The organism is Blastococcus colisei (assembly GCF_006717095.1).
GTDB lineage: Bacteria > Actinomycetota > Actinomycetes > Mycobacteriales > Geodermatophilaceae > Blastococcus_B > Blastococcus_B colisei.
Window position 1 is genome coordinate 1,975,756 of record NZ_VFQE01000001.1, and the last position, 20,536, is coordinate 1,996,291.

At 72.7% G+C, this 20,536-nt stretch carries 23 protein-coding genes; 7 read left to right on the forward strand and 16 right to left on the reverse strand.

Going from position 1 to position 20,536, the window contains the following annotated elements:
• Positions 1-47: 47 nt before the first annotated feature.
• Positions 48-374 carry a helix-turn-helix domain-containing protein gene (locus tag FHU33_RS25750; RefSeq protein ID WP_246063441.1) on the reverse strand — a complete coding sequence of 109 codons (327 nt, stop codon included), beginning with the start codon at positions 372-374 and terminating at the stop codon, positions 48-50.
• 314 nt (positions 375-688) lie between these two features.
• Between FHU33_RS25750 and FHU33_RS09370 the strand changes: the two genes are divergently transcribed.
• The gene (locus tag FHU33_RS09370; protein WP_142024800.1) at positions 689-2,176 is read left to right on the forward strand and encodes an NF041680 family putative transposase; all 1,488 of its coding nucleotides are present in this window, start codon (positions 689-691) and stop codon (positions 2,174-2,176) included.
• 89 nt (positions 2,177-2,265) lie between these two features.
• On the opposite strand, the gene FHU33_RS09375 is transcribed toward FHU33_RS09370, so the two are convergent.
• The 6 genes from FHU33_RS09375 to FHU33_RS09400 all read right to left on the reverse strand — a co-directional run bounded on the left by FHU33_RS09375 (position 2,266) and on the right by FHU33_RS09400 (position 8,448).
• Positions 2,266-3,807, reverse strand: coding sequence for a serine hydrolase (locus FHU33_RS09375; RefSeq protein ID WP_142025121.1), 1,542 nt, complete (start codon positions 3,805-3,807; stop codon positions 2,266-2,268).
• A 46-nt stretch (positions 3,808-3,853) separates the two neighbouring features.
• Positions 3,854-4,519 carry an SDR family NAD(P)-dependent oxidoreductase gene (locus FHU33_RS09380; RefSeq protein ID WP_142025122.1) on the reverse strand — a complete coding sequence of 222 codons (666 nt, stop codon included), beginning with the start codon at positions 4,517-4,519 and terminating at the stop codon, positions 3,854-3,856.
• Complete coding sequence (locus FHU33_RS09385; protein ID WP_246063443.1) at positions 4,516-5,697, reverse strand: MFS transporter; 1,182 nt, start codon at positions 5,695-5,697, stop codon at positions 4,516-4,518. Before FHU33_RS09385 ends, FHU33_RS09380 begins: the two co-directional genes overlap by 4 nt.
• A gap of 63 nt (positions 5,698-5,760) precedes the next feature.
• Entirely contained in the window at positions 5,761-6,801 is a 1,041-nt protein-coding gene (locus tag FHU33_RS09390; protein ID WP_142025123.1) for an NAD(P)-dependent alcohol dehydrogenase, read from the reverse strand.
• A gap of 105 nt (positions 6,802-6,906) precedes the next feature.
• Complete coding sequence (locus tag FHU33_RS09395; RefSeq protein WP_142025124.1) at positions 6,907-7,266, reverse strand: cyclophilin-like fold protein; 360 nt, start codon at positions 7,264-7,266, stop codon at positions 6,907-6,909.
• A 225-nt stretch (positions 7,267-7,491) separates the two neighbouring features.
• Positions 7,492-8,448, reverse strand: coding sequence for an alpha/beta hydrolase (locus FHU33_RS09400; protein ID WP_142025125.1), 957 nt, complete (start codon positions 8,446-8,448; stop codon positions 7,492-7,494).
• A gap of 134 nt (positions 8,449-8,582) precedes the next feature.
• Between FHU33_RS09400 and FHU33_RS09405 the strand changes: the two genes are divergently transcribed.
• Positions 8,583-9,467, forward strand: a complete 885-nt coding sequence (locus FHU33_RS09405) for a helix-turn-helix transcriptional regulator (RefSeq protein ID WP_142025126.1) — start codon at positions 8,583-8,585, stop codon at positions 9,465-9,467.
• 57 nt (positions 9,468-9,524) lie between these two features.
• Here FHU33_RS09405 and FHU33_RS09410 read toward each other — a convergent pair whose 3' ends face one another.
• Positions 9,525-9,674: a Zn-dependent oxidoreductase gene (locus tag FHU33_RS09410; protein WP_142025127.1), complete on the reverse strand. Its 150-nt coding sequence runs from the start codon at positions 9,672-9,674 to the stop codon at positions 9,525-9,527.
• Between the two features lie 268 nt (positions 9,675-9,942).
• Between FHU33_RS09410 and serA the strand changes: the two genes are divergently transcribed.
• Positions 9,943-11,148, forward strand: coding sequence for a phosphoglycerate dehydrogenase (gene serA, locus FHU33_RS09415; protein WP_142025128.1), 1,206 nt, complete (start codon positions 9,943-9,945; stop codon positions 11,146-11,148).
• A 41-nt stretch (positions 11,149-11,189) separates the two neighbouring features.
• On the opposite strand, the gene FHU33_RS09420 is transcribed toward serA, so the two are convergent.
• From FHU33_RS09420 to FHU33_RS09435, 4 genes are all read right to left on the reverse strand, one after another.
• Positions 11,190-11,345 (reverse strand): Zn-dependent oxidoreductase, encoded by a 156-nt coding sequence (locus FHU33_RS09420; protein WP_142025129.1) that lies wholly within the window; start codon positions 11,343-11,345, stop codon positions 11,190-11,192.
• 127 nt (positions 11,346-11,472) lie between these two features.
• Complete coding sequence (locus FHU33_RS26465; protein WP_246063445.1) at positions 11,473-11,850, reverse strand: helix-turn-helix domain-containing protein; 378 nt, start codon at positions 11,848-11,850, stop codon at positions 11,473-11,475.
• A gap of 227 nt (positions 11,851-12,077) precedes the next feature.
• A complete protein-coding gene (locus FHU33_RS09430) occupies positions 12,078-12,509 on the reverse strand; it encodes a hypothetical protein (protein WP_142025130.1) in 432 nt (143 codons plus the stop codon).
• On the reverse strand, positions 12,509-12,742 hold the full coding sequence (locus tag FHU33_RS09435) for a hypothetical protein (protein ID WP_142025131.1): 234 nt from the start codon (positions 12,740-12,742) through the stop codon (positions 12,509-12,511). Before FHU33_RS09435 ends, FHU33_RS09430 begins: the two co-directional genes overlap by 1 nt.
• 48 nt (positions 12,743-12,790) lie before the next feature.
• On the opposite strand from FHU33_RS09435, the gene FHU33_RS09440 reads away from it, so the two are divergent.
• The 3 genes from FHU33_RS09440 (at position 12,791) to FHU33_RS09450 (ending at position 15,363) form a co-directional block, all read left to right on the forward strand.
• Positions 12,791-13,330: a sensor histidine kinase gene (locus FHU33_RS09440; protein ID WP_142025132.1), complete on the forward strand. Its 540-nt coding sequence runs from the start codon at positions 12,791-12,793 to the stop codon at positions 13,328-13,330.
• A 100-nt stretch (positions 13,331-13,430) separates the two neighbouring features.
• The gene (locus tag FHU33_RS09445) at positions 13,431-14,006 is read left to right on the forward strand and encodes a response regulator (RefSeq protein ID WP_342778638.1); all 576 of its coding nucleotides are present in this window, start codon (positions 13,431-13,433) and stop codon (positions 14,004-14,006) included.
• A 112-nt stretch (positions 14,007-14,118) separates the two neighbouring features.
• The gene (locus FHU33_RS09450) at positions 14,119-15,363 is read left to right on the forward strand and encodes a 3-deoxy-7-phosphoheptulonate synthase (protein ID WP_142027057.1); all 1,245 of its coding nucleotides are present in this window, start codon (positions 14,119-14,121) and stop codon (positions 15,361-15,363) included.
• A 43-nt stretch (positions 15,364-15,406) separates the two neighbouring features.
• Here FHU33_RS09450 and FHU33_RS09455 read toward each other — a convergent pair whose 3' ends face one another.
• The 4 genes from FHU33_RS09455 to FHU33_RS09470 form a co-directional block, all read right to left on the reverse strand.
• Complete coding sequence (locus tag FHU33_RS09455; protein WP_246063446.1) at positions 15,407-16,729, reverse strand: hypothetical protein; 1,323 nt, start codon at positions 16,727-16,729, stop codon at positions 15,407-15,409.
• Between the two features lie 22 nt (positions 16,730-16,751).
• Positions 16,752-17,519 carry an alpha/beta fold hydrolase gene (locus tag FHU33_RS09460; RefSeq protein ID WP_142025134.1) on the reverse strand — a complete coding sequence of 256 codons (768 nt, stop codon included), beginning with the start codon at positions 17,517-17,519 and terminating at the stop codon, positions 16,752-16,754.
• Positions 17,520-17,611: 92 nt separating this feature from the next.
• Positions 17,612-17,773, reverse strand: coding sequence for a zinc ribbon-containing protein (locus tag FHU33_RS09465; RefSeq protein WP_142025135.1), 162 nt, complete (start codon positions 17,771-17,773; stop codon positions 17,612-17,614).
• Positions 17,774-17,978: 205 nt separating this feature from the next.
• The gene (locus FHU33_RS09470; protein WP_142025136.1) at positions 17,979-19,190 is read right to left on the reverse strand and encodes a zinc-dependent alcohol dehydrogenase; all 1,212 of its coding nucleotides are present in this window, start codon (positions 19,188-19,190) and stop codon (positions 17,979-17,981) included.
• 187 nt (positions 19,191-19,377) lie between these two features.
• Between FHU33_RS09470 and FHU33_RS09475 the strand changes: the two genes are divergently transcribed.
• Positions 19,378-20,511, forward strand: coding sequence for a ribonuclease Z (locus FHU33_RS09475; protein ID WP_246063448.1), 1,134 nt, complete (start codon positions 19,378-19,380; stop codon positions 20,509-20,511).
• The last annotated feature ends 25 nt before the right edge of the window (positions 20,512-20,536 follow it).

A 20,536-nucleotide genomic window follows, 5' to 3' on the forward strand; every position in this document is an offset into this window, starting at 1 on the left:
ACCTCGCAGCAGGTGGTCCATCACGGTCGAGGCAGCCGGCCCGGTCGTCAGGCGACGTCGGTGCGGGCGCCGGCCAGGTAGTCGCGCACAGCCGGCTCGGGAACCCGGAAGGACCGGCCGACGCGGACGGCGGCCAGATCTCCGCCGTGGACGAGGCGGTACACCGTCATCTTCGAGACCCGCATGATCGCGGCGACCTCGGTCACCGTGAGGAAGGCGACCGTGCGCGGGGCCGGCCGCTGCGGCACCGGGGGGGCAGTCATCGGCTGTCCCGTCGCCGGGCGCATCGCCATGGGACGTGCGGCCATGGGGCGCTGGCCGAAGATGGCCGGGCGGGAAAGTGCGGGAGCGGCGGAGCGCTGGGGCAGGGACACGTCGATCTCCTCGGTGGTCGTCCTCGGCGCGGAGCCGGCTCACGCCGGCGACGGTGCGCGCCCGTTCTGCTACCGACCGTAAGGGAGGGTGGCGGTGCCCGCGAGGCTGCTGAGTACGAGACGGACCGGTCCTGTTCGTCAGATGTTGACCGTGCGCCGGACGTGGCCTGCGGGATGCACGGTTCGCCAGGAAAGTCTTAGCTTGTCGTTTAACCCCTGATGCCGGTGAGTTACACGGATGTGGTTCAGGGTCTGGTCGTGAGGGCGGCCACCGCGTGATCCTTTGAAGTTGCGACGCTTCGAAGGAAACGGCGGTGGCCGCGATGGACAGTCTGGACCCAGCCGGTGCGGTTGACCAGAGCTCAGCCGCGGCAGGGTTGACGCGGCTGCGGGAGTTCCGCGGCGAGGTGTACCAGTGCCTGGGCCGGCGTGGCGATGAGCTGTTCGAGCTCACCGACGCACTGCTGTGCGCCGAGGGACCGGTGAAATCCCTGGTGGGGCTGTGCCTTGCTCCGGAGCATCGCCGTGGTCACGGCGCGCTGTACGACGCGCTCAACAGCGGACGAGTCGACGCCGACCGGCTGCGCGTCGCGCTGGCCGCGTTGCCGCTGCCGCGGATGTTCGGTGGGCGGATCGTGCTGGCCGTCGACGTCTCCCCGTGGCTGCGCCCGGACGCCGCGACCTGTCCCGACCGGCTGTTCTGCCATGTCTACGGGCGCGGGCGGAACGCCGATCAGCGGATTCCGGGCTGGCCCTATCAGGTCGTGGCCGCCCTGGAGAGCGGGCCCACCAGCTGGACGGCGATCTTGGATGCGGTGCGGCTGGGCCCGGCAGATGACGCGACCGCGGTCACCGCCGCCCAGCTGCGCGCGGTCGTGGGTCGGCTGACCGGCGCCGGGCACTGGCGCCCCGGTGACCCGGCGATCATGGTGGTGATGGACTCCGGGTACGACGTGGCCCGGCTGGCGTTCGTGCTCGCCGACCTGCCCGTGCACCTGGTCGGGCGGATCCGCGCCGACCGGGTGATGCTGGCCGCCACGCCGCCGCGGGGCCATGACTCCCGCGGCGGACGCCCCCGCAAGCACGGCGCCGTGATGGCCCTGGCCGATGAGGCCACCTGGCCGGTACCGACCACGCAGGCCAGCTCACCCACCGCGCGCTACGGAACGGCGCAGGTGTGCTCCTGGGATCGCATGCATCCGCGGCTGGCTCACCGCGGCCCCTGGGCCGACCACGACGGCCCGCTGCCGATCGTGGAAGGCACCGTGATTCGGCTGCAGGTCGAGCACCTGCCCGGACAGCGCGAGGCCAAGCCGGTCTGGCTGTGGTCATCGGTGACCGGCCCCGACGATGTCGACATCGACGACCTGGTCGAGGAGGTGGCCCGCTGCTGGCAGGCCTACCTGCGCCGCTTCGACCTGGAGCACACCTTCCGCCTGTTCAAGCAGACCCTGGGCTGGACCGCCCCGAAGATCCGCTCACCGGAGGCCGGCGACCGCTGGACCTGGCTGGTCATCGCCGCCCACACCCAGCTGCGCCTGGCCCGCCACCTCGCCGTCGATCTCCGGCGGCCCTGGGAGAAGCCGCTACCTCCCGAGCGGCTGACCCCGGCGCGGGTGCGCCGGGGGTTTCGCCACCTGCGCGCGAAGACCGGCCACCCGGCCAGCGCGCCGAAACCCTCCCGCCCGGGACCGGGACGCCCTCCCGGAGTGAAAAACCGGCGCCAAGCCACCCGTCATGACGTCGGCAAGACCGTCAGACGGGACACCACCAGCCCGGGCGACCACCAGATCAGGGGTTAAACGACAAGCTTAGCGGTGCACCTCGAGGGGCCATGCGTTTCCCTGGCGCAGCCGGGGCACGGCTGTGCCCATCTGCGGCCCGCGCCTCGTCAGTCGATGGCGGCTGTTCCGGTGCGGGTGGCAGTGGCCGCGGTGTCCAGCGCGGTGGCTGGCTGAGCCCAGGAGGTCGACGCCGGGAAGTCGCCCAGCAGGACGAGAAACCGCCCGTCACCCAGCACGCCGGCGGAGTGCAGCTGCCGTCGGCCGTCGATGCAGCACATCCAGCCCTGCTTGGCCGCTGCTCCACCTGCGCCTTGGGCCAGCAGTCCGAACCGCTGGTCGAAGCCGTCGGCGGCGGTCGCGGTGGTCGACCGCATCCAGCCGAGCAGCGTCGTGGCGTCCTCGGGGTCCAGTACGTCCTCGACCGCGGCCTGGAAGGTGGCGACGTCGGCTGCCGTGGTGGTGGTCTGTCCCCACTGGCCGGCGGCGGACGGCGGGCTGGTCCCGGTCAGGCGCATCGTCGCCGCGATGTCCAGCACGAGCTGGGCTCCCTCGTGCCGACTCCACAAGGCGTTCATGGCGTCGTCGTCGGAGGAGACGATGGCGCGCTGCATCAGGTCGGCGTCGTCCTCGGTGAGCGACAGGGAGCCTGCGGCGTCAAGGGCGAGCAGCTGCGCGACGACGAAGACCTTGACCAGCGAGGCCGAGTGGATCGGGGAGTTCGCGTCTGGCCCGGTGACGACGGACCGCCCGTCGGCGTCGAGGACCACCACCGCGATCGAGCCGCTGGAGACTTCCGCGGCCGCCTCCACCTCGGTCAGGATCCGGTCCTGGTCGACGGGGTGAGGCGCGGTGGCGCGCGCCGCGTCGGTGGCTGACGACGGCGATCCAGGGTGCGGGCTCTCGCTTGCAGATGCGTCGGTGACGCAGCAGCCCAGGACGGCGACGGCCGTCACGCTGACGACCCCCGTCGAGGCGGCGAGGGCGGGAAGCCACCAGCGGAGGCCTCCGCGGGCGGGTGTCCGGCGGGTCCGCGGGGCGGCAGCTGCACGTCCGCGTCGGCGCACGAGCAGCCACGTGGCCACGATGACGACCGGTAGTCCGGCCGCGGCGGCCATGCCGTTGAGCCGCGGGGCAGCGGCGCCCGCCGCAGCGCCCAGCGCGACCAGCCCCCATGACCACAGCAGGGCAGCGGGCAACGTTCCGCGCAGCATCGTCGGTAGCGGCACTCCGGCCCGGGCAGCGATGCGCGGCGCGAGGGTCCGCGAGCCGGTGGCGAACTGGGCCGCCGCGGCCATCCGCACCGGCCGCCGAGCAACCGCCTCCGCCCACGGGGACGCCGAGCGCTCGACCAGACATCGCACCCGGCCGGGCAGCAACCGGCTGATCCGCCCTCCGGTCGGTAGCAGCGCGTCGGGGCTCTGCCGCGTGGCGCGGCGGTGACCCAACGCAGCGCCTCCCACCGTCGCGGCGGCCGCAGTCAGGGCCGCGACCGGCATCGACACCAGGCCGGCTCCGGCGAGGACACCGGTGCCGATCACCAGCGACGATCCGGGCAGCACCAGGCCGATGAGCAGACCGGACTCGGCCGCGAGCACCAGTGCGACGGCCACCGGCACGGTGCACGCGGGCAGCGCGGCGAGCCAGCTCATCAGCGTGGGGACAGTGCGGTCCTGGCCGGTCCGGGGCGGTGTGCGTTCACGCGTCGAGGTCGTCGGCGAAGTGGCGGAACCCGTCCCGCTCGGTGTGCATCGCCCAGAGCGTGTCGGCGAGCACGGCAGGATCGGTGCGAGGGTGTCCAGGCGTGATGGCTCCCGCGATGATCAGCTGCCCGACGTGGACGCCCTCGACGGCCAGCACCTCGTGCAGCATCTGCGCGTAGGCGGACTCGCCGGCGAAGGCGATCGAGGTGCCGGCCACCTGCGGGTTGGGACGGACGGCGCTGCCGCCGTTGACGACCAGCACGGTGCCGCGGCCCAGCGCCCGCATGCCCGGAAGGGCCTGGTTGACGGCGGCGACGGGACCGTGGACGGAGAACTCGAGCGCGCCGGCCAGGTCATCCGGGGCGGTCTCCAGCAGCGGGCGCAGGAACTCCTTCTGCGGGATCGGGCTGTACTGCAGCACCTCCACCGGCCCCAGGCTCTGGGCGGCACGGTCGAGCGCGGCTGTCAGCGAGGCAGCGTCGCGGACGTCGGCGGCGTAGCCGCGTGCGGTGATGCCGTCCGCGGTCAGCTGCGCGGCGAGGTCGTCGACGTTCTCCTGGCTGCGGGAGAGCAGTGCGACGTCGAAGCCCTGTCGGCCGAAGCGGCGGGCGGCGGCGGCGCCGAGGCCGCGGCCGGCGCCCACGATGGCGAAGGTGGTCATGGTGCATCTCCTGAGACTGGTCGGCGGGAACGACGGGCGATGGCGATCGTGGGGATGAGGGTGAGCGCGGCGAAGGCCGTGCCCACTACGGCGGGGCCGGCTGCGCCGAGCCCGGAGCCGAGGGCGTGGCCGGCGATCCAGGAGCCGACCGCGGTGCCGAGGTTGTACGCCGAGACCGACATCGCCACGCCCAGCGTGGGTGCCACGCCGGAGAAGCGGACCGCGAGCGCCGACAGCACCGGGTTGGCGCTCAGGCCGACCAGCCCGAGCAGGACCACCAGCAGCACCGTGGGCACGGCGTTGGCGGAGAGCAGGTAGGTCGCCAGCAGGACGACGGTGGTCGACGCCGCGACGGCGATGGTGGTCGTGTGCGGGCGGGCGTCGCCGAGGCGGCCCCCGTAGATCGTGCCGATGAGCGAACCGACGCCGAAGCCCATGAGAACCAGCGGCACCCAGCCGGGCGCGATGCCGGCTCGGTCGGTCAGCAGCGGGGCGATGTAGGAGTAGGCCGACAGCACGCCGCCGGTGGTGGTCGCGCAGGCGGCCAGCACCAGCCACAGCCGGCCGGACCGCATCGGCCCCAGTTCCGACCGCACGGACACCGGCGGCTGGTCGTCCTCCTCGCGCGGGACGTGCCGGGCGATGAGCGGCACGGCGGCCAGCGACAGGGCGGCCAGGGCCCAGAACAGCCCCCGCCAGCCCGAGAGCTGGCCGGCGAAGGCGCCCAGCGGTACGCCGAGGACGTTGGCGAGCATGCCTCCGGCGCCCACCAGGCCGAGGGCGCGGGCGCCGGCGCCCGGACCGGCGGCGCGGGTGGCCGCCACCGACGCGACCGACCAGAACGCCCCGGTCGCGAAGGCCGTTCCGAACCGGGCAGCCAGGAGCAGCGGGAAGCTGCTCCCGACCGCGACGACGAGGTGGCCGGCCGCGAACACGGCGAGGGCGAGCGCCAGCGTCGTCCGTCGCGGCATCCGCCGGGTCAGGAGCGCCATCGCCGGCGCCCCGACGACCATCCCGACCGCGAACACCGTGATCAGCAGTCCGGCCTGGGCCACGCTCACCTGCAGGTCGCCGGCGATCTCCGGCAGCAGACCGGCGACGACGAACTCGGTGGTCAGCATGAGGAACGTGCCGACGGCCAGCACGTACACGACGAGGGAGTCGCCGGGGCGCTCCACCGGGGTCGGCGGGGAGGGCGGGCGAGGCCGCCGTCCCCGCCGGGCGGGTCAACTGGTCCGCGGTCACCGCAGGGTGGCGGCGTCGATGACGAAGCGGTAGCGGACGTCGGAGGCCAGGACGCGCTCGTAGGCCTCGTTGATGTAGTCCGCGGCGATGACCTCGACCTCGGCGCCGATCCCGTGCTGGGCGCAGAAGTCCAGCATCTCCTGGGTCTCGGTGATCCCGCCGATCATCGAGCCGGCGTAGGTACGGCGGCCGCCGATCAGCGACATGACGTTGAGGCTCAGCGGCTCGGCCGGGGCGCCGACGTTGACCAGCGCGCCGTCCACGCCCAGCAGCGACAGATAGGCGTCGACGTCGATGGCGGCGCTGACGGTGTTGACGATCAGGTCGAACCGCCCGGCCAGCTCGGCGAAGGTGTCCGGGTCGCTGGTGGCGAAGTACTGGTCCGCGCCGAGCCGGAGCCCGTCCTCCTGCTTCTTCAGCGATTGCGACAGCACGGTCACCTCGGCGCCCATCGCGTGCGCGAGCTTGACGGCCATGTGGCCCAGACCGCCCAGGCCGACGACGGCGACGCGCTTGCCGGGGCCGGCGCCCCAGCGGCGCAGCGGCGAGTAGGTGGTGATGCCGGCGCACAGCAGCGGTGCGGCCGCGGCGGGGTCGATGCCGTCGGGCACGCGCAGGACGTATCCGGCGTCCACGACGACGTGGGTGGAGTAGCCGCCCTGGGTGGTGCTGCCGTCGCGGTCGGTGCCGGCGTACGTGGCGACCATGCCCTGCAGGCAGTACTGCTCGTCGCCGTTGCGGCAGTTGGCGCACTCGCCGCAGGAGTTCACCATGCAGCCGACGCCGACGCGGTCACCGACCCGGTGACGGCTGACGTCGGCACCGACCTCGGTGACGACGCCGACGATCTCGTGGCCCGGGACGACGGGGAAGGGCTGGGGCCCCCAGTCGCCGTTGACGGTGTGGATGTCGGAGTGGCAGATGCCGGCGTACTCGATCTCGATGAGGACGTCGTTCGGGCCGACGTCCCGGCGCTCGATGGTCATGGGGGTCAGCGGTTCCCCGGCGGCAGGGGCGGCGTAGGCGTGGACGTGCATGTCTTCGTACTCCTTCGTTCCATGGGTGAGGTGCTCGGCGGCGGCGGGGGATGGGCGCGCCGAGCGGCTCGCTGTGGTTGCGGTGACGCGCGGTGAGGGCGCCTGTCAGTCGAGGACGGCGATGGTCATGTCGAAGTCGTCGCCGGCGGCGGCGATGACGCCCAGGCCGGTGTCGACGGTGCCGAGCGGAACCAGGCCCGGGCCGGGCACCCGCAGCCCGTCTCCGTCGTAGACCACGAAGATGTCGTGGCTGGGCGGCCAGTACGCGATCTGCCCGATCCGGTAGGTGAAGACCGGCTCGACATCGCCGGTCAGTGCCCGCGGCAGCGGGCCCGGCTTCTCCCGGCCGAAGAGATCGCCCATGGGGACGGTGACCGGGAGGAGGGACACCAGGTCTCGGGTGACCGGGTTGTCCTCGAGCGTGCCGATGGCCTCCTGTCCACCGATGCCCAGCCGGATCCGCACGGCGTCCTCCTGGGGTGCTGCGGTGCTGGACCGAGCTGTAGCGGTCGGATCGGCTTCGTCGCCGGTACCGGTTGTCCCGTGACCGGCGGGGGGCGGGCTCCCGTCGGCGGCGCAGGCGGACGTGGCGAGCAGGGCCAGAAGAGCGGCCGTGGCGACGACAAGTGCCCGGCCGGCCGCCTGCCGGTGTCCGGACAGGGACGGATCAGTGGGCACGCGCATCGGGGGCTACGCCAGGTTGTCGGCGAAGAACTTCTCGAGCCGGTCGAAGGGGATCAGCTCGGTGCGGTCGTAGAGGTCGATGTGCCGCGCCCCGGGCACGACCACCAGCTCCTTGGGACCCGTCGCCTGTTCGTGGACGTCGTCACTGAAGTAGCGCGAGTGGGCCTGGTCGCCGGTGACGAGCAGGATCGGCCGGGGGGCGATGTCGGGCAGGTGCCGCAGCTTCCCGAAGTTGATGTGCGACACGGCGCCGGTGATCGTGAACCCGCCGATGGAGCGCGGGTGGTGGCCCCGGTCGGCGACGTAGTACTCGAAGAACTCTCTGGTGATCGGGTCCAAGCCCTCGGCCGGGATCTCGGCCGGGAAGGTCGGGGTCAGCTCAGGTGCGCCGGCGTCGACGTCCTTCCAGCGCTGTGCTGCGAGGTCCTGCAGCGTCGTGCGCCGATCGTCGTCACTCGTGCTGTCCTGCCACCCGTGGCGGTTGACGCGGCTGATGTCGTACATGGCGGAGGTGGCCACGGCCTTGATCCGGGGGTCCACCTGCGCGGCGCTGAGGGCGAACCCGCCGCTGCCGCAGATGCCGAGCGCGCCGATCCGCTGGCGGTCGACGTGCGTCAGCGTGCCGAGGAAGTCGACCCCCGCGCTGAAGTCCTCGGCGAACAGTTCCGGCGACGTGATGTGCCGCGGCTGGCCGCTGCTCTCGCCGTTGTACGAGGGGTCGAACGCCAGCGCGACGAAGCCACGCTGCGCCATCTCCTGGGCGTACACGCCCGGCCCCTGCTCCTTGACCCCACCGTGCGGGGGTCCGATGACGATCGCAGGATGTGTGGCCGACTCGTCGAGGCCCTTGCGCTGGTAGAGGTCGCCGGCGATCTCGATGCCGTAGCGGTTGGTGTAGCGGACCGGGGTGCGGGTGACCTCGTCCGACAGGACGAAGGTGTAGCCGTCCGTCTGGATGCTCATGAGGGGGGCTCCTCCTGGAGTGGTTGGGCGCTGCGCTCCACGGAACGCCTCCGAGCACGCGTGTGGGAGGTCGGGTTTATGGGGGGTAGAAGCTCGACCTCCCTCCGCCGGCGTGGCGACGTAGCGTCGACGCCGTGGACAACCGCTCCGACATCCGCGACTTCCTCGCCAGCCGGCGCGCCCGGATCACCCCGGAGCAGGCCGGCCTGCTGCCCGGCGGAGGCCGGCGGCGCGTGCCGGGGCTGCGTCGCGAGGAGGTCGCCGTCCTGGCCGGGGTGAGCACCGACTGGTACATCCGGCTGGAGAAGGGCCACATCGCCGGCGTCTCCGAGGACGTCCTCGAGGCCGTCGCGCGGGCGCTGCAGCTAGACGAGGCCGAGCGGACCTACCTGTTCGACCTGGCCCGCGCTGCGTCCAAGCCGAACCGCACGCCACAGCGCCGCGCCAAAGCGCCGATCCAGCCGCGGGTGCAGTGGATGCTGGATTCCATGACGGGTTCGGCCGCGTTCGTCGCCGACGGTCGTCTGGACATCCTCGCGACCAACACCCTGGGGTGGGCGCTGCACTCACCGATGTTCGACAGCCCGCGGCGCCCGGCGAACTTCGCCCGGTTCCAGTTCCTCGACCCGCGGGCGCACGACTACTACCAGGACTGGGAGAACGCGGCCAACATCACCGTCGCCCTGCTCCGCGCCGAGGCCGGCCGCCGTCCGCACGACGCGCCGCTGCGTGAACTCGTCGGGGAGCTGTCGACGGTCAGCGAGGAGTTCCGGACCCGCTGGGCCGCGCACAACGTCCGCATCCACCACAACGGCGCCAAACAGTTCCACCACCCCGTGGTCGGCACCGTCGACCTCAACTACTGCACCCTCGACCTGCCCGCCGAGGACCGCTCGGATCTCCGCCTGACCATCTACACCGCCGAACCCGGCTCAGCATCAGAAGACGGGCTCAAGCTGCTGGCCAGCTGGGCGGCGACCAACGTCGACGCAGCCACCCTGGCGGCGGACCGGTCCTGACCTGGGGAAGCGGGGGAGTGCGCTGCAGAAGGCCGTCCCGGCTTGCTCAGGTAGATCTCAGGACACGCGGTGGTGGGTGTCGGCAAAGTTCACTCCGGCGGCGGAGACATCGTGGTGCTTCTGTCCTGGACCGTTCTCCGGCTCCGGGATGTCGTCGATGTCCGGGACCTCGGAACCGCCGAAGGGGGTGATCTGTATGGCGCGCATGCAGGTCGGGCTAGGTGTGCGACGGGGTCCAGGCGCGGCCGCGGTACGGCCTTCTAAGAGGGGCGACGTCATGCGCGGTCGCGTGTCGAGCGACGGCGTCCCTTCGTTACACACCCCCTGCTGAAGATGTCCCCCTCGGTCCTCGTACGGGCGGCTTGGAGGTGGGTCGGACGTGCCCGGCGCGTCCCCCTGTCAGCCGACGAGGGTCCGCCACCGTCGTGCTGCGAGGATCGGTAGCAGCGCGGTTCTCGTGGAGGAGGAGTACGACATGCCCAGAGCTCTGCTGCTCGAGAACATCGACCCGGTCGCGGTGGAGCTGTTGTCCTCGGCGGGCTACGAGGTCGAGTCGCTGCGGGGTGCGCTGGACGAGGCCGACCTGACCGCTGCTCTGGACGGCGTCCACCTGCTCGGCATCCGGTCGAAGACGCAGGTGACCGCGGACGTACTGGCGCGCCGGCCGGAACTGGCCGCGGTGGGAGCCTTCTGCATCGGCACCAACCAGATCGACCTCGTCGCGGCCGCCGCGGCCGGCGTGGCGGTGTTCAACGCTCCGTACTCCAACACCCGCAGCGTCGTGGAACTGGCGATCGCGGAGATCATCAGCCTGGCCCGGCGGCTGACCGACCGGGACCGTGCGCTGCACGCTGGGACCTGGGACAAGTCGGCGACCGGCAGCCACGAGATCCGGGGGCGGACACTGGGGATCGTCGGCTACGGCAACATCGGCAGCCAGCTGTCGGTGCTGGCCGAGGCCCTGGGCATGCGGGTGCTGTTCTACGACCTGGAGGACAAGCTCGCACTGGGCAACGCCGAGGCCTGCGGCAGCCTGGAGGAGCTGCTCGAGCGCGCGGAGACCGTGACGCTGCACGTCGACGGACGAGGTGGCAACGCCGGGCTGTTCGGCGCCGGACAGTTCTCGCGCATGCGCCGTCGCAGCCTTTTCCTCAACCTGTCCCGCGGTTTCGTCGTCGACCACGAGGCATTGCGCGACCACATCCTCAGCGGCCACATCGCCGGCGCCGCCATCGACGTGTTCCCGGACGAGCCGAAGGAGCAGGGCGACGAGTTCAGCTCCGTGCTCCGAGGCCTGCCCAACGTCATCCTCACCCCGCACGTCGGCGGGTCGACGCAGGAGGCCCAGTACGACATCGGGCGCTTCGTCGCCGGCAAGCTGGTCGACTACACGCGCAGCGGGACGACGACGCTCAGCGTGAATCTGCCCGCGGTGGCCCTGCACGGCTCCTCGGCGGCCCGGTTCGCACTGCTGCACCGCAACGTGCCAGGCGTCTTGGCCCGTGCCGACGCGCTGGTCGGCGAGCATGGCCTCAACGTCGACGGTCAGGTCCTCGCCACCCGCGGAGAGCTCGGCTATGTCGTGACCGACGTCAACGGCGAACTGCCACCGGCGCTGCTGGCCACGCTCGGGGAGCTGCCCGAGACCGTCCGCCTCATGACGTTTCCGCCGATCGCCTGAGCCTCAGGAAGCCGGACAGTGCGGACGGAGGATGGCTCAGGTCAGTTGGCGGACAGCCGGTGGTGGGTGTCGGCAAAGTTCACGCCGGCGGCGGAGACGTCGTAGAGCTTCGGGCAGGGACCTGCTTCCGGCTCGGCGACGTCGACGACGTCGAGGACCTCGGGATCGCCGGTGCGGGTGATCTGCACGGCTCGCACCGAGCGACCCGTAGATCTAGGTCGCCGGGGCCGACACGCGCCCGGGGGCTCATGCGGCGAACGTGCGGCTAGAGCTGTGTCCGGACAGCTCCAGGGTGTGGCCGCCCGCGGGACGGAGGCCCGGTCGTCAGGCGACGTCGGTGCGGGCGCCGGCCAGGTACTCGCGCACAGCCGGCTCGGGAACCCGGAAGGACCGGCCGACACGTACGGCGGCCAGTTCTCCGCCGTGAACGAGGCGGTACACGGTCATCTTCGAGACTCGCATGATCGAAGCCACCTCGGTCACGGTCAGGAACGAGACCGCCGCGCGCGGAGCCGGCCGCTGCATCACCGGGCCGGCCGCCATCGGGTATCCGGTCCCGGGGCGGACGACCATGGGGCGTGCGCCCATGGAGTGCTGGACCGTCGGGCGCGGGCCGGGCACGGCGGAGCGGTTGGCGGGACGCTGGCCGTAGGCGGCGGGGCGGGAGAGAGCGGGAGCGGGGGAGCGCTGGGGAAGGGTCACGTCGTTCTCCTCGGTGTGGTCCGCGGGTCGCGGAGTCGGATCGTCACCGGCGACGTTGCGCGCCCGTGCTGCTACCCACAGTAAGGGGGCGTGGCGCCGTCCGCGAGAGGAACAGGGGACGAGACGGACCGGTCCGCTTCGTCAGATGTTGACCGTGCGCCTGAAGTGGGCGCGGGGTGCGCGTGGTTCGCCAGGGTTGGCGACGGCGCACGGTGGCATGGATTCGGTCAGAGGTCTGCGGCGGTCTCGGGCCGACACTGGAGCGAGGACCGAGGGAACGGACGGGGGAAGATGAGCGAGGCGGCGCCGGCCGTGTCCTGATCGTCGCGGCTGGAGGAGTCATCGGGGGACACGCAGCGACGGAGTGCGCCGAAGAACAGCGCCCAGCCCAGGTGGAAGCCCAGCAGTGCCAGCAGCAGGCCGATGCCGAGCGCCGCAGAGGAGTCCGACCGGGTGTAGGCAGCCTGGAGCGCCGGGTCGATCGGCTCGCTGCCGGCCAGGGCGACGCCCTCGCCATGGGACTGGCCGAAGGCGAACAACGCCACGAGGCCGCCGCCGAGCACCAGTCCGGCCGCGCCGACGAATCGGGCGCCGCGCCCCGCGACCTGCCGGGCCCGCCACGCCAGCACGCCCGGGAGCTGCAGCAGGGACGTGGCCATCAGCAGCAGCGCCCACGCCGTCCACGTGCCGGGCTCGGCGGCGAACGCGTGCAGCAGGCCGGCCCGTCGGGTCCGCCGCGGGGATGGATCGTCTCGGCGACGCCCATCGTGAGGGCGCCCAGGCCGAGGGCGATCGCGGCGGAGCGGTGCCGCCGGCTGTGCAGGGATCGACGTCCGTCCGCGTCCGGGCGGGGCGGGTCGGACAGCGGGACGGAGTCAGCGGAGCGGGTCATGGCTTCTCCTCGGACGAGGGGCGGACGCGGCGACGCCAGGGATCGGCGGTGCACGACCTGGCCGGGGACCCGTCCTCGGCGGCGGACGCGCTCCGCGACGTCGATCGCGTGGCCGCGCAAGCGCTGGCCGACATGCGGCACCTCCTGGCGATGACCGACGACGCAGAGACCTCCGGGAGCGCACCGGGCCCGCTCGCTCCCCAGCCGGCGCTGGCCGACCTGCCGGAGCTGGTCGGCGACGTCGTCGACACCGGGCTGGCCGTCAGCCTGGAGCAGCAGGGTGCGCCGCGTGAGCTGACCGCAGGCGCGGAGCTCGCCGCCTACCGGGTGATCCAGGAGTCGCTGACCAACGTCATCCGGCATGCCGGCGCCGACTCCGCATCCGATCTCCTGCAGTGGGTGCCCGGCAAGCTCCTCGTCACCGTGCGCGACGACGGCCGAGGGGTGGCGGGGAGTTCGACAGCAGGCACCGGCCGCGGGCTGCTGGGCATGCGGCAGCGCGTCGAGCTGGTCGGCGGCACCCTGCGGTGCGGACCGGCCACCGACGGCGGTTTCCAGGTGCAGGCCGATCTCCCGGCCGCGCCATGAGTCCCGACATGGACGCCGTCACGGTTCTCGTCGTCGACGACGAGCCCCTGGTGCGGCGCGGTCTGGTGTCGATCCTCGGCGCGCAGCCGGGCTCACCGTCGTGGGCGAGGCAGCCGACGGCGCGGAGGCGGTGGCGCAGGCGCGGACGCTGAGACCCGATGTCGTGGTCATGGACGTGCGCATGCCGCACATGGACGGGCTGGAGGCGACGCGCCGGATCCTGCGCGCCGACCCGGCGCCGGCGGTGCTCGTGCTGACGACGTTCGATCTCGACGAGTACGTGCACGCCGCCCTGCGGGCCGGCGCCGGCGGGTTCGTGCTGAAGGACGCACCGGAGGAGCAGCTCGTCGCGGCTGTCCGCGCCGTGCGCAGCGGCGCCTCGCTGTTCGACCCGCGTCTGACGGTCCGACTGGCCGAGCGGTTCGCACCGCCGCAGCCTGCCCCCGCGGCGCGGCTCTCCCACGTGCACGGGCTGACGCCGCGGGAGCTCGACGTCCTGCGGGCGGTCTCGCTGGGTGCCACGAACGACGAGATCGGGCGGCAGCTCGGCATCGGTGAGTCCACCGTGAAGACGCATGTGAGCCGGGTGCTGGCCAAGCTCGGGCTGGTCACCCGTGTGCAGGCGGTCGTATTCGCCTACGAGATCGGGCTCGTCAGCCCGCGCGGGCGCTCCTGATGCGTTGCGAGGCAGGGTCCGGTGCCGCTCCGGATCACGGGTCGAGCCATGCTGTGCGGGCCGACCCTCCGACCGGAGCGCGGCCCCTACGAGGTGCTGGAGGCCCGTGACGATGGACGAGCTCCCCGTTCCGGCGGCCGAGATCCTGGGGGCGGCGGCGCGGATCGCCGACCTCCTGCTCGACGTCCAGACCCGGGTCAACGCGCAGATCGACGCGGCGTTGACCGACCTGCTGCCGGAGGTCCAGCAGGAGCTGGGCGTCGTGCAGCCGCAGGCCGTCGACCTCACCGGGTTGGTGAACACGAGGATCACCGGCCTGAGCGTCGTCGTCACGCCGGCCGCGGTCGCCACCGTCGTCCCGTTGCCGCCCGCGTCGGTCACCACGACGCGGGCCGGGCGCCGTGCCGTCACCGACATCGTCACCGGCGCCGACGACCGCCTGGCCGTCATCGCCGGTCCGTGCTCGATCCACGACCCGGCCGCCGCGCTGGAGTACGCCGGCTTCCTGGCCCGCATGCGGGAGCGGCACGGCGAGGACCTCGAGATCCTCATGCGGACCTACACCGAGAAGCCCAGGACCGAGGTCGACTGGAAGGGGTTCGCCTACGACCCGTTCCTCGACGGATCGAGCCGCATCAGCGTCGGCCTGGTCGCGACCCGGATGCTCATGTGCGCCATCACGGCGACGGGCGTCCCGGTCGCGGCTGAACCGCTCAACGCGCTCACGCCGCAGTACGTCAACGGGCTCGTCACCTACAACGGGGTCGGCGCGCGCAACGTCACCGACCAGACGGCCCGGGAGCGGGTGTCGGGCTTCTCGTCCGTGGTCGGGTTCAAGAACTCCCCGGAAGGCAGCATCGACGCCGCGATCCAGGCGGTCATGACCGCGCGGGCACCGCACGAGTTCCTGGGCGTCGACCACCACGGGGTGAGCGCCCAGCTGTCGACGACCGGCAACGACACCGGCCACGTCATCCTGCGTGGCGACAAGGACGGGCCGAACTACTCCGCGGCGCACATCGCCGACACGAAGCGGAGGCTGGCAGCGCGCGGCCTGCCGGAGGTCGTCGTCGTCGACGCCTCCCACGGCAACAGCCAGAAGAACCACCTCCGCCAGATCGACGTGGTGCACGACCTGGCGGGGCAGCTCGCAGCCGGGGAGGAGGCGATCCGCGGCGTGATGGTGGAGAGCAACCTCGTCGCCGGGCGACAGGATCTGGATCGCCGGCATCCCGAGGCGCTCGAGTACGGCAAGAGCGTCACCGACGCCTGCGTCGACCTCGACACGACCGAGGAGCTCCTGGCCGAGCTCGCTGCGGCGACCCGTGCGCGGCGCGCGCTCGTCGGGCGTGGGTGAGCAGTTCGCCGACGACGACGGATCGCGGACGGGGGGCCGCGGCTCAGCCCCCGAGGACGGACAGCCGCGCCGCGCCGCGCAGGCCGGCCAGGGCGTCGTCGACGGCCAGCGGCGACCACGGCAGCTCGCCGTCGGGCAACGAACGCAGCGCGGTGGTGTAGCGCGCGAAGACGGCGAAGTCGGCCGGGAACGCCCGGGGGTCGACGCCGAGCAGCCGGCCGCGGCGGCGGGCCTGCCCGGCGATGCGCTGCCAGGTCCGTGCGTCCGCCAGGCCACGGGACTCGACCCCGTGGCTGAACAGCAGGACGTCGACGTCGTCGTACGGCGTCGACGCCAGGTGGTCGGACAGGTCGCGGGCGGCCGACCGGACGGGGAAGAAGGTCCAGAACGGCACGGACCCCGTCGCGATCGTCCGCCACGGGTCGTGGACGACGAACGAGCTCACCAGCAGCCGCTGCGCCGCGCCACCGCGGCGGCGCGTCCACGACCGGAGCACGTCGGCGACGGCGGCGGCGGGATGCTGCGGATGGCCGTACCGGAGCTCGACGACGGGGTGGCCGGTGCGGCGCGCTGCCTCGCCCACCCCGTCCAGCAGTGGCTCGGCGAACCCCCACTCGGCCTCGGCGGCGGTCTCGTCGGGTACCGGGACGCCGGGTTCGTCGAGGTACTCCTCGGGGGTCATCCCGCCCTGCGCGCCGACCTGGAAGACGTGCCGGTCGCCGACGCGGGTGACCGGCCAGGTCGACGTGTCCCGCGCGACGACGACCGGAGCCCCCGGCTCGAGCCGCTCGTCGAGGAATTGTTGGTACGCCGGCGGCAGGCTGGTCCACTTCACCCGGAAGTACGCCATCTGCGAGCCGCTGAGCGCGTCCTGGTTGGCGTCCTGCATCTGGTGCAGCTCGACCCGTGTGTTGTGCGCCAGCAGGGCGGGGCCGTGGCGTCGGCCGAACTCGAGCGCCGCCGTCATGTCCGCCGGGTCGGCCCCGCGGCGGCGCACCGGCACGAGCAGCGTCTGCGGCAGCCACGGGATGCCGCAGGCGGCCGCCAGGTGGGTCAGCGCGCCGTTCGACGAGCCGATCAGCACCCCCGGGTAGCGCCGGTCCGGATAGGTCTGCGCCACCCAGTCGGCGACCTCGTCCAGGTCGATGTCGCCGAGCCGGTCGACTGCTACCCCTTCCTTCCCGCTCGCGATCGCGTACGCCCGGCAGCGCAGCGGCCGCGGCAGCAGCGCGCTGGCCCGCACCGGGAGGGCCTTCCAGCGCGCCTGGCCCAGGTAGGGGAAGTCCCGCCCGTCGAGGGCACGGGCCAGCGCGATGAAGAAGGCGCTCGCCGAGTCGAAGGACGCGACCGCCTCCTCGGCCGGCACGTGGCGGCTCCGGCGGGCCAACTCAGCGCGCCTCGGCCGACAGCTCGCGCAACGGCGCCGACCAGGCTCCGGGATCCAGCCACAGGAACGCGTGGGCACCGGAGACCGACACGAGATCGCCGCCGGCCGAGGCGGCGAGCTCGCGCACCCAGCGGTCGGTGGTCAGCCGGTCGTCCTCGGCGCGGATGACCAGCACGGGCATCCGGAGGCGGGCGACCTGCTCCTCGATCCGGTCGGCGAGATGGGCCCTGACCAGGTGGGCCGCCCCAGCGATGCCGGCGCGCCGCCACTCCGGCACATGGTTCTCCTCGAGACCGGGCGACGGCGAGCGGGCGTCCAGGCGCCAGCGGTAGAGCAGCTTCGGCAGCGGCCGGGCGATCGGGTCGATCGTCGGGCTGGCCAGGCCCACCGCGGCCACGCGGTCCGGCGCCAGCACTCCGGCCCACGCGGCGACCTGCGTGCCGCTGGAGTGGCCGACCACCACGGCCCGGTCCAGGCCGGCCGTCTCCAGCCAGTGCGCCACCGCCTCCCCGTAGCCCCGGACGCCGAGCCGCCGCGTCGGCCGGCCGCTGCCGCCGAAGCCGGGGACGTCGAACAGGTGCACCTCGGTCCACGTACCGAGCGCTGCGCACGCGGGCAGCAGGTAGTCCGAGACTGCCATTCCCTGGACCACGACCACCGGGAGGGCATCCGGCTGCCGCCGGCCGAGCACGCGGGTGCGGATGCGTCCCTCCGGCACGTCCGTGTAGCGGAGGAGCATCTCGTCGGGCAGGCGCGGCGGCTCCGGCATGGAGCCAGCCCTACCCTGCGGCGGCGACGCTATCCGGCCCGGCCGCGAGATCGGCCCGACGAGTGGGTAGGGCGCCGCTCCCGTCTCCGCCGTCAGCTCTTGTTGCCCGGCTCGTGCCGGCGTGTCTCGAAGGTCTTGTGACCATTCGGGCAGGGCGGGATGGTGTCGCCCTGCGTCACGTGGACCTTCTCGCTGCAGTGCGCGCAGTAGAAGTCCCCGGTCTTCTGTGCCTTCTCACCTGCGTGGGCGGCCATGGTTCCTCCCGTCGCTTGCGGTCGCCGACGTCCTACCCCGTCGACCCGGCGGCACCCGTCGCCGGCGCGCTCGGGCCTCCACCTGTCGTGTCCCGCCGCCGGCCCGGTCAGGCGTTCGGGTGCAGACGGTGTCGCGCCACCGAGATGTGCACCCACCGAAGCAGGCGGCGTAACGCAGACGAGTCGTGACGCCGCCTCGCACGGGTCAGGACGGGGCGATCACGGCCTTGGTCCAGCCGGACTCGCGCCGGTCGAACGTGGCGTAGGCATCCAGCACCGACGGCATGTCCTCCACCTGGGTGAGCACGGTGGACGGATCGATGGCACCGGTGCGCACCAGGTCCAGGAGCGTCGGGATGTAGCGGCGGTGGTTGCAGTTGCCCATCTTCACCGTGAGGTTCTTGTTCATGGCCGCGCCGGTGGGGAAGCTGGTCATCTGGGGCGGGTAGACGCCGACGATGCCGATCGTCCCGGCCTTGGCGACGGCCTGCACCGCCCATTGGAGCGACTGGCTCGGGGCATCTCCGGGCACGTAGGTCTCACCGTGCGGATCCTGCTCGGGCGCGACCTGTGACCGCTCCTGCTCGAACGCGTCTGCCTGCTGTTGCGCGGCCTCGGCGGCCGGGCCCGACTTCGGCCGCTGCGCGTCGACCCCGACGGCCTCGACCACGCGGTCCACGCCGATGCCTCCGGTGAGCTCCTTGACCACCGCGACCGGGTCCTCGGCGTTGAAGTCGATGACCTCGGCGCCGCGGCTCCGCGCCTGGTCCAGCCGGCTGGCCACACCGTCGACGACGAGGACGCGGCCGGCTCCCTGCTGGAAGGCGCTGGTCACCGCGAACTGGCCGACCGGCCCGGCGCCCAGCACCAGCACGGTGTCACCCTGACCGACCTCCGCCAGCCGGCACCCGAACCAGGCCGTCGGGTAGATGTCCGACAGGAGGATCGCCTGGTCGTCGGACACCGAGTCCGGCAACCACACCGGCCCCACGTGGGCGAACGGGATCCGGGCGTACTGGGCCTGGAGTCCGTCGACCGGTCCGGTCGTCTGCGGTCCACCGAAGAAGCACGTCCCGGCCTCGGGGCCGTTCGGGTTGGCGTTGTCGCACTGGGCGTAGTAGCCGGCGCGGCAGTACGAGCAGGTACCGCACGCCACCGTCGACGGGATGACCACCCGGTCCCCGGGCCGCAGGTTGCGCACCCCCGGTCCGGTCTCGCGGACGACGCCGACCGCCTCGTGGCCGAGGATCGTGCCCGCGACCATGCCGGACATCGTCCCGCGTACGAAGTGCAGATCCGTGCCGCAGATCCCGCTCGCGGTGATCTCCACGATCGCGTCGGTCGGATCCTGGATGGTCGGATCGGGGACGTCGTCGAGCCGGATGTCGCCTACTCCGTGCCACACCACTGCCTTCATGGATTCCTCCTGTCTCGATCGCCGGGTACGACCGACCCCTACCCCGATCGATCCGGCCGACCCGTCGTCGCGGCCCGAGGCCGGCACCGACGGGTCCGACCGGGCCTGCCGCGGGCTCCCCATGCGTGGCCGGGCCGGCGGCAGCACGATGGTGCCCGAGCGACGAGACCGATCGAAGGAGCAGGGGATGACCGAACAGCCGAACACCACGCCCCAGCCGGTGGCCGACGACGAGGGTTCCCACGCCAGCGTCGGGAAGGACGTCGAGCGGCCCGGAGGCGGTCGCACCGACGCCGAGACGACGGTCGACGAGGCGATGGGAACGGGTACGACGGACCCTGGGGACCACGTCGTCGGGGCGCTCCGGACGGCGCCGTCGAGGGCGTCCCCGGTGACGGCTCGCGAACTGGTCGTCCTCGGCACCTCCAGCCAGGCGCCGACCCGGCACCGCAACCACAACGGTTACCTGCTGCGCTGGGACGGCGAGGGCCTGCTGTTCGATCCGGGTGAGGGCACCCAACGGCAGATGCTCCTGGCGGGCGTGCCCAGCAGCGCCGTCACCCGGATCTGCGTGACGCACTTCCACGGCGACCACTGCCTGGGCATGCCCGGCGTCGTGCAGCGCAGCTCACTGGATCGCGTTCCGGGCCCTGTCCGGGCGTACTACCCGTCCTCCGGGCAGCAGTTCTTCGACCGGCTGCGCCATGCGTCGGTGTTCCACGACGCCGTCGACGTACGCGAGGAGCCGGTGGTAGGCGACGGCCCGGTCGCCACCGGCGGATTCGGAACGCTGGAGGCGCGGCGTCTCGACCACTCCGTCGACGCGTTCGGGTACCGGCTGGTCGAGCCGGACGGGCGGCGGATGCTGCCCGAGCTGCTCGCCCGGCACGGGATCGCCGGCCCGGACGTGGGACGGCTGCAGCGCGAGGACGTTCTCGAGGCCGATGGCCGTGCCGTCCGGCTCGAGGAGGTCAGCGCGCCGAGGCGCGGGCAGCAGTTCGCCTTCATCATGGACACCCGGCTCTGCGGCGCAGTCTTCGCCCTCGCCGAGAACGCCGACCTGCTGGTGATCGAGTCGACCTTCCTCTCCGAGGACGCCGATCTGGCCGGCGCGTACGGGCATCTCACCGCCCGCCAGGCGGCGACAGTGGCCGAGGAGTGCGGCGTCCGGCGGCTCGTGCTCACCCACTTCTCCCAGCGCTACGGCGATCCCGGCCGGTTCCGCGACGAGGCCGCCGCCGTCTTCGGCGGGGACGTCGTCGTCGCCCACGACCTGCAGACGGTCCCGGTGCCGCGACGGGAGGACACGCGGAGCGCGTGAGGAGCGAAGCCCTCCGCGACCTGGT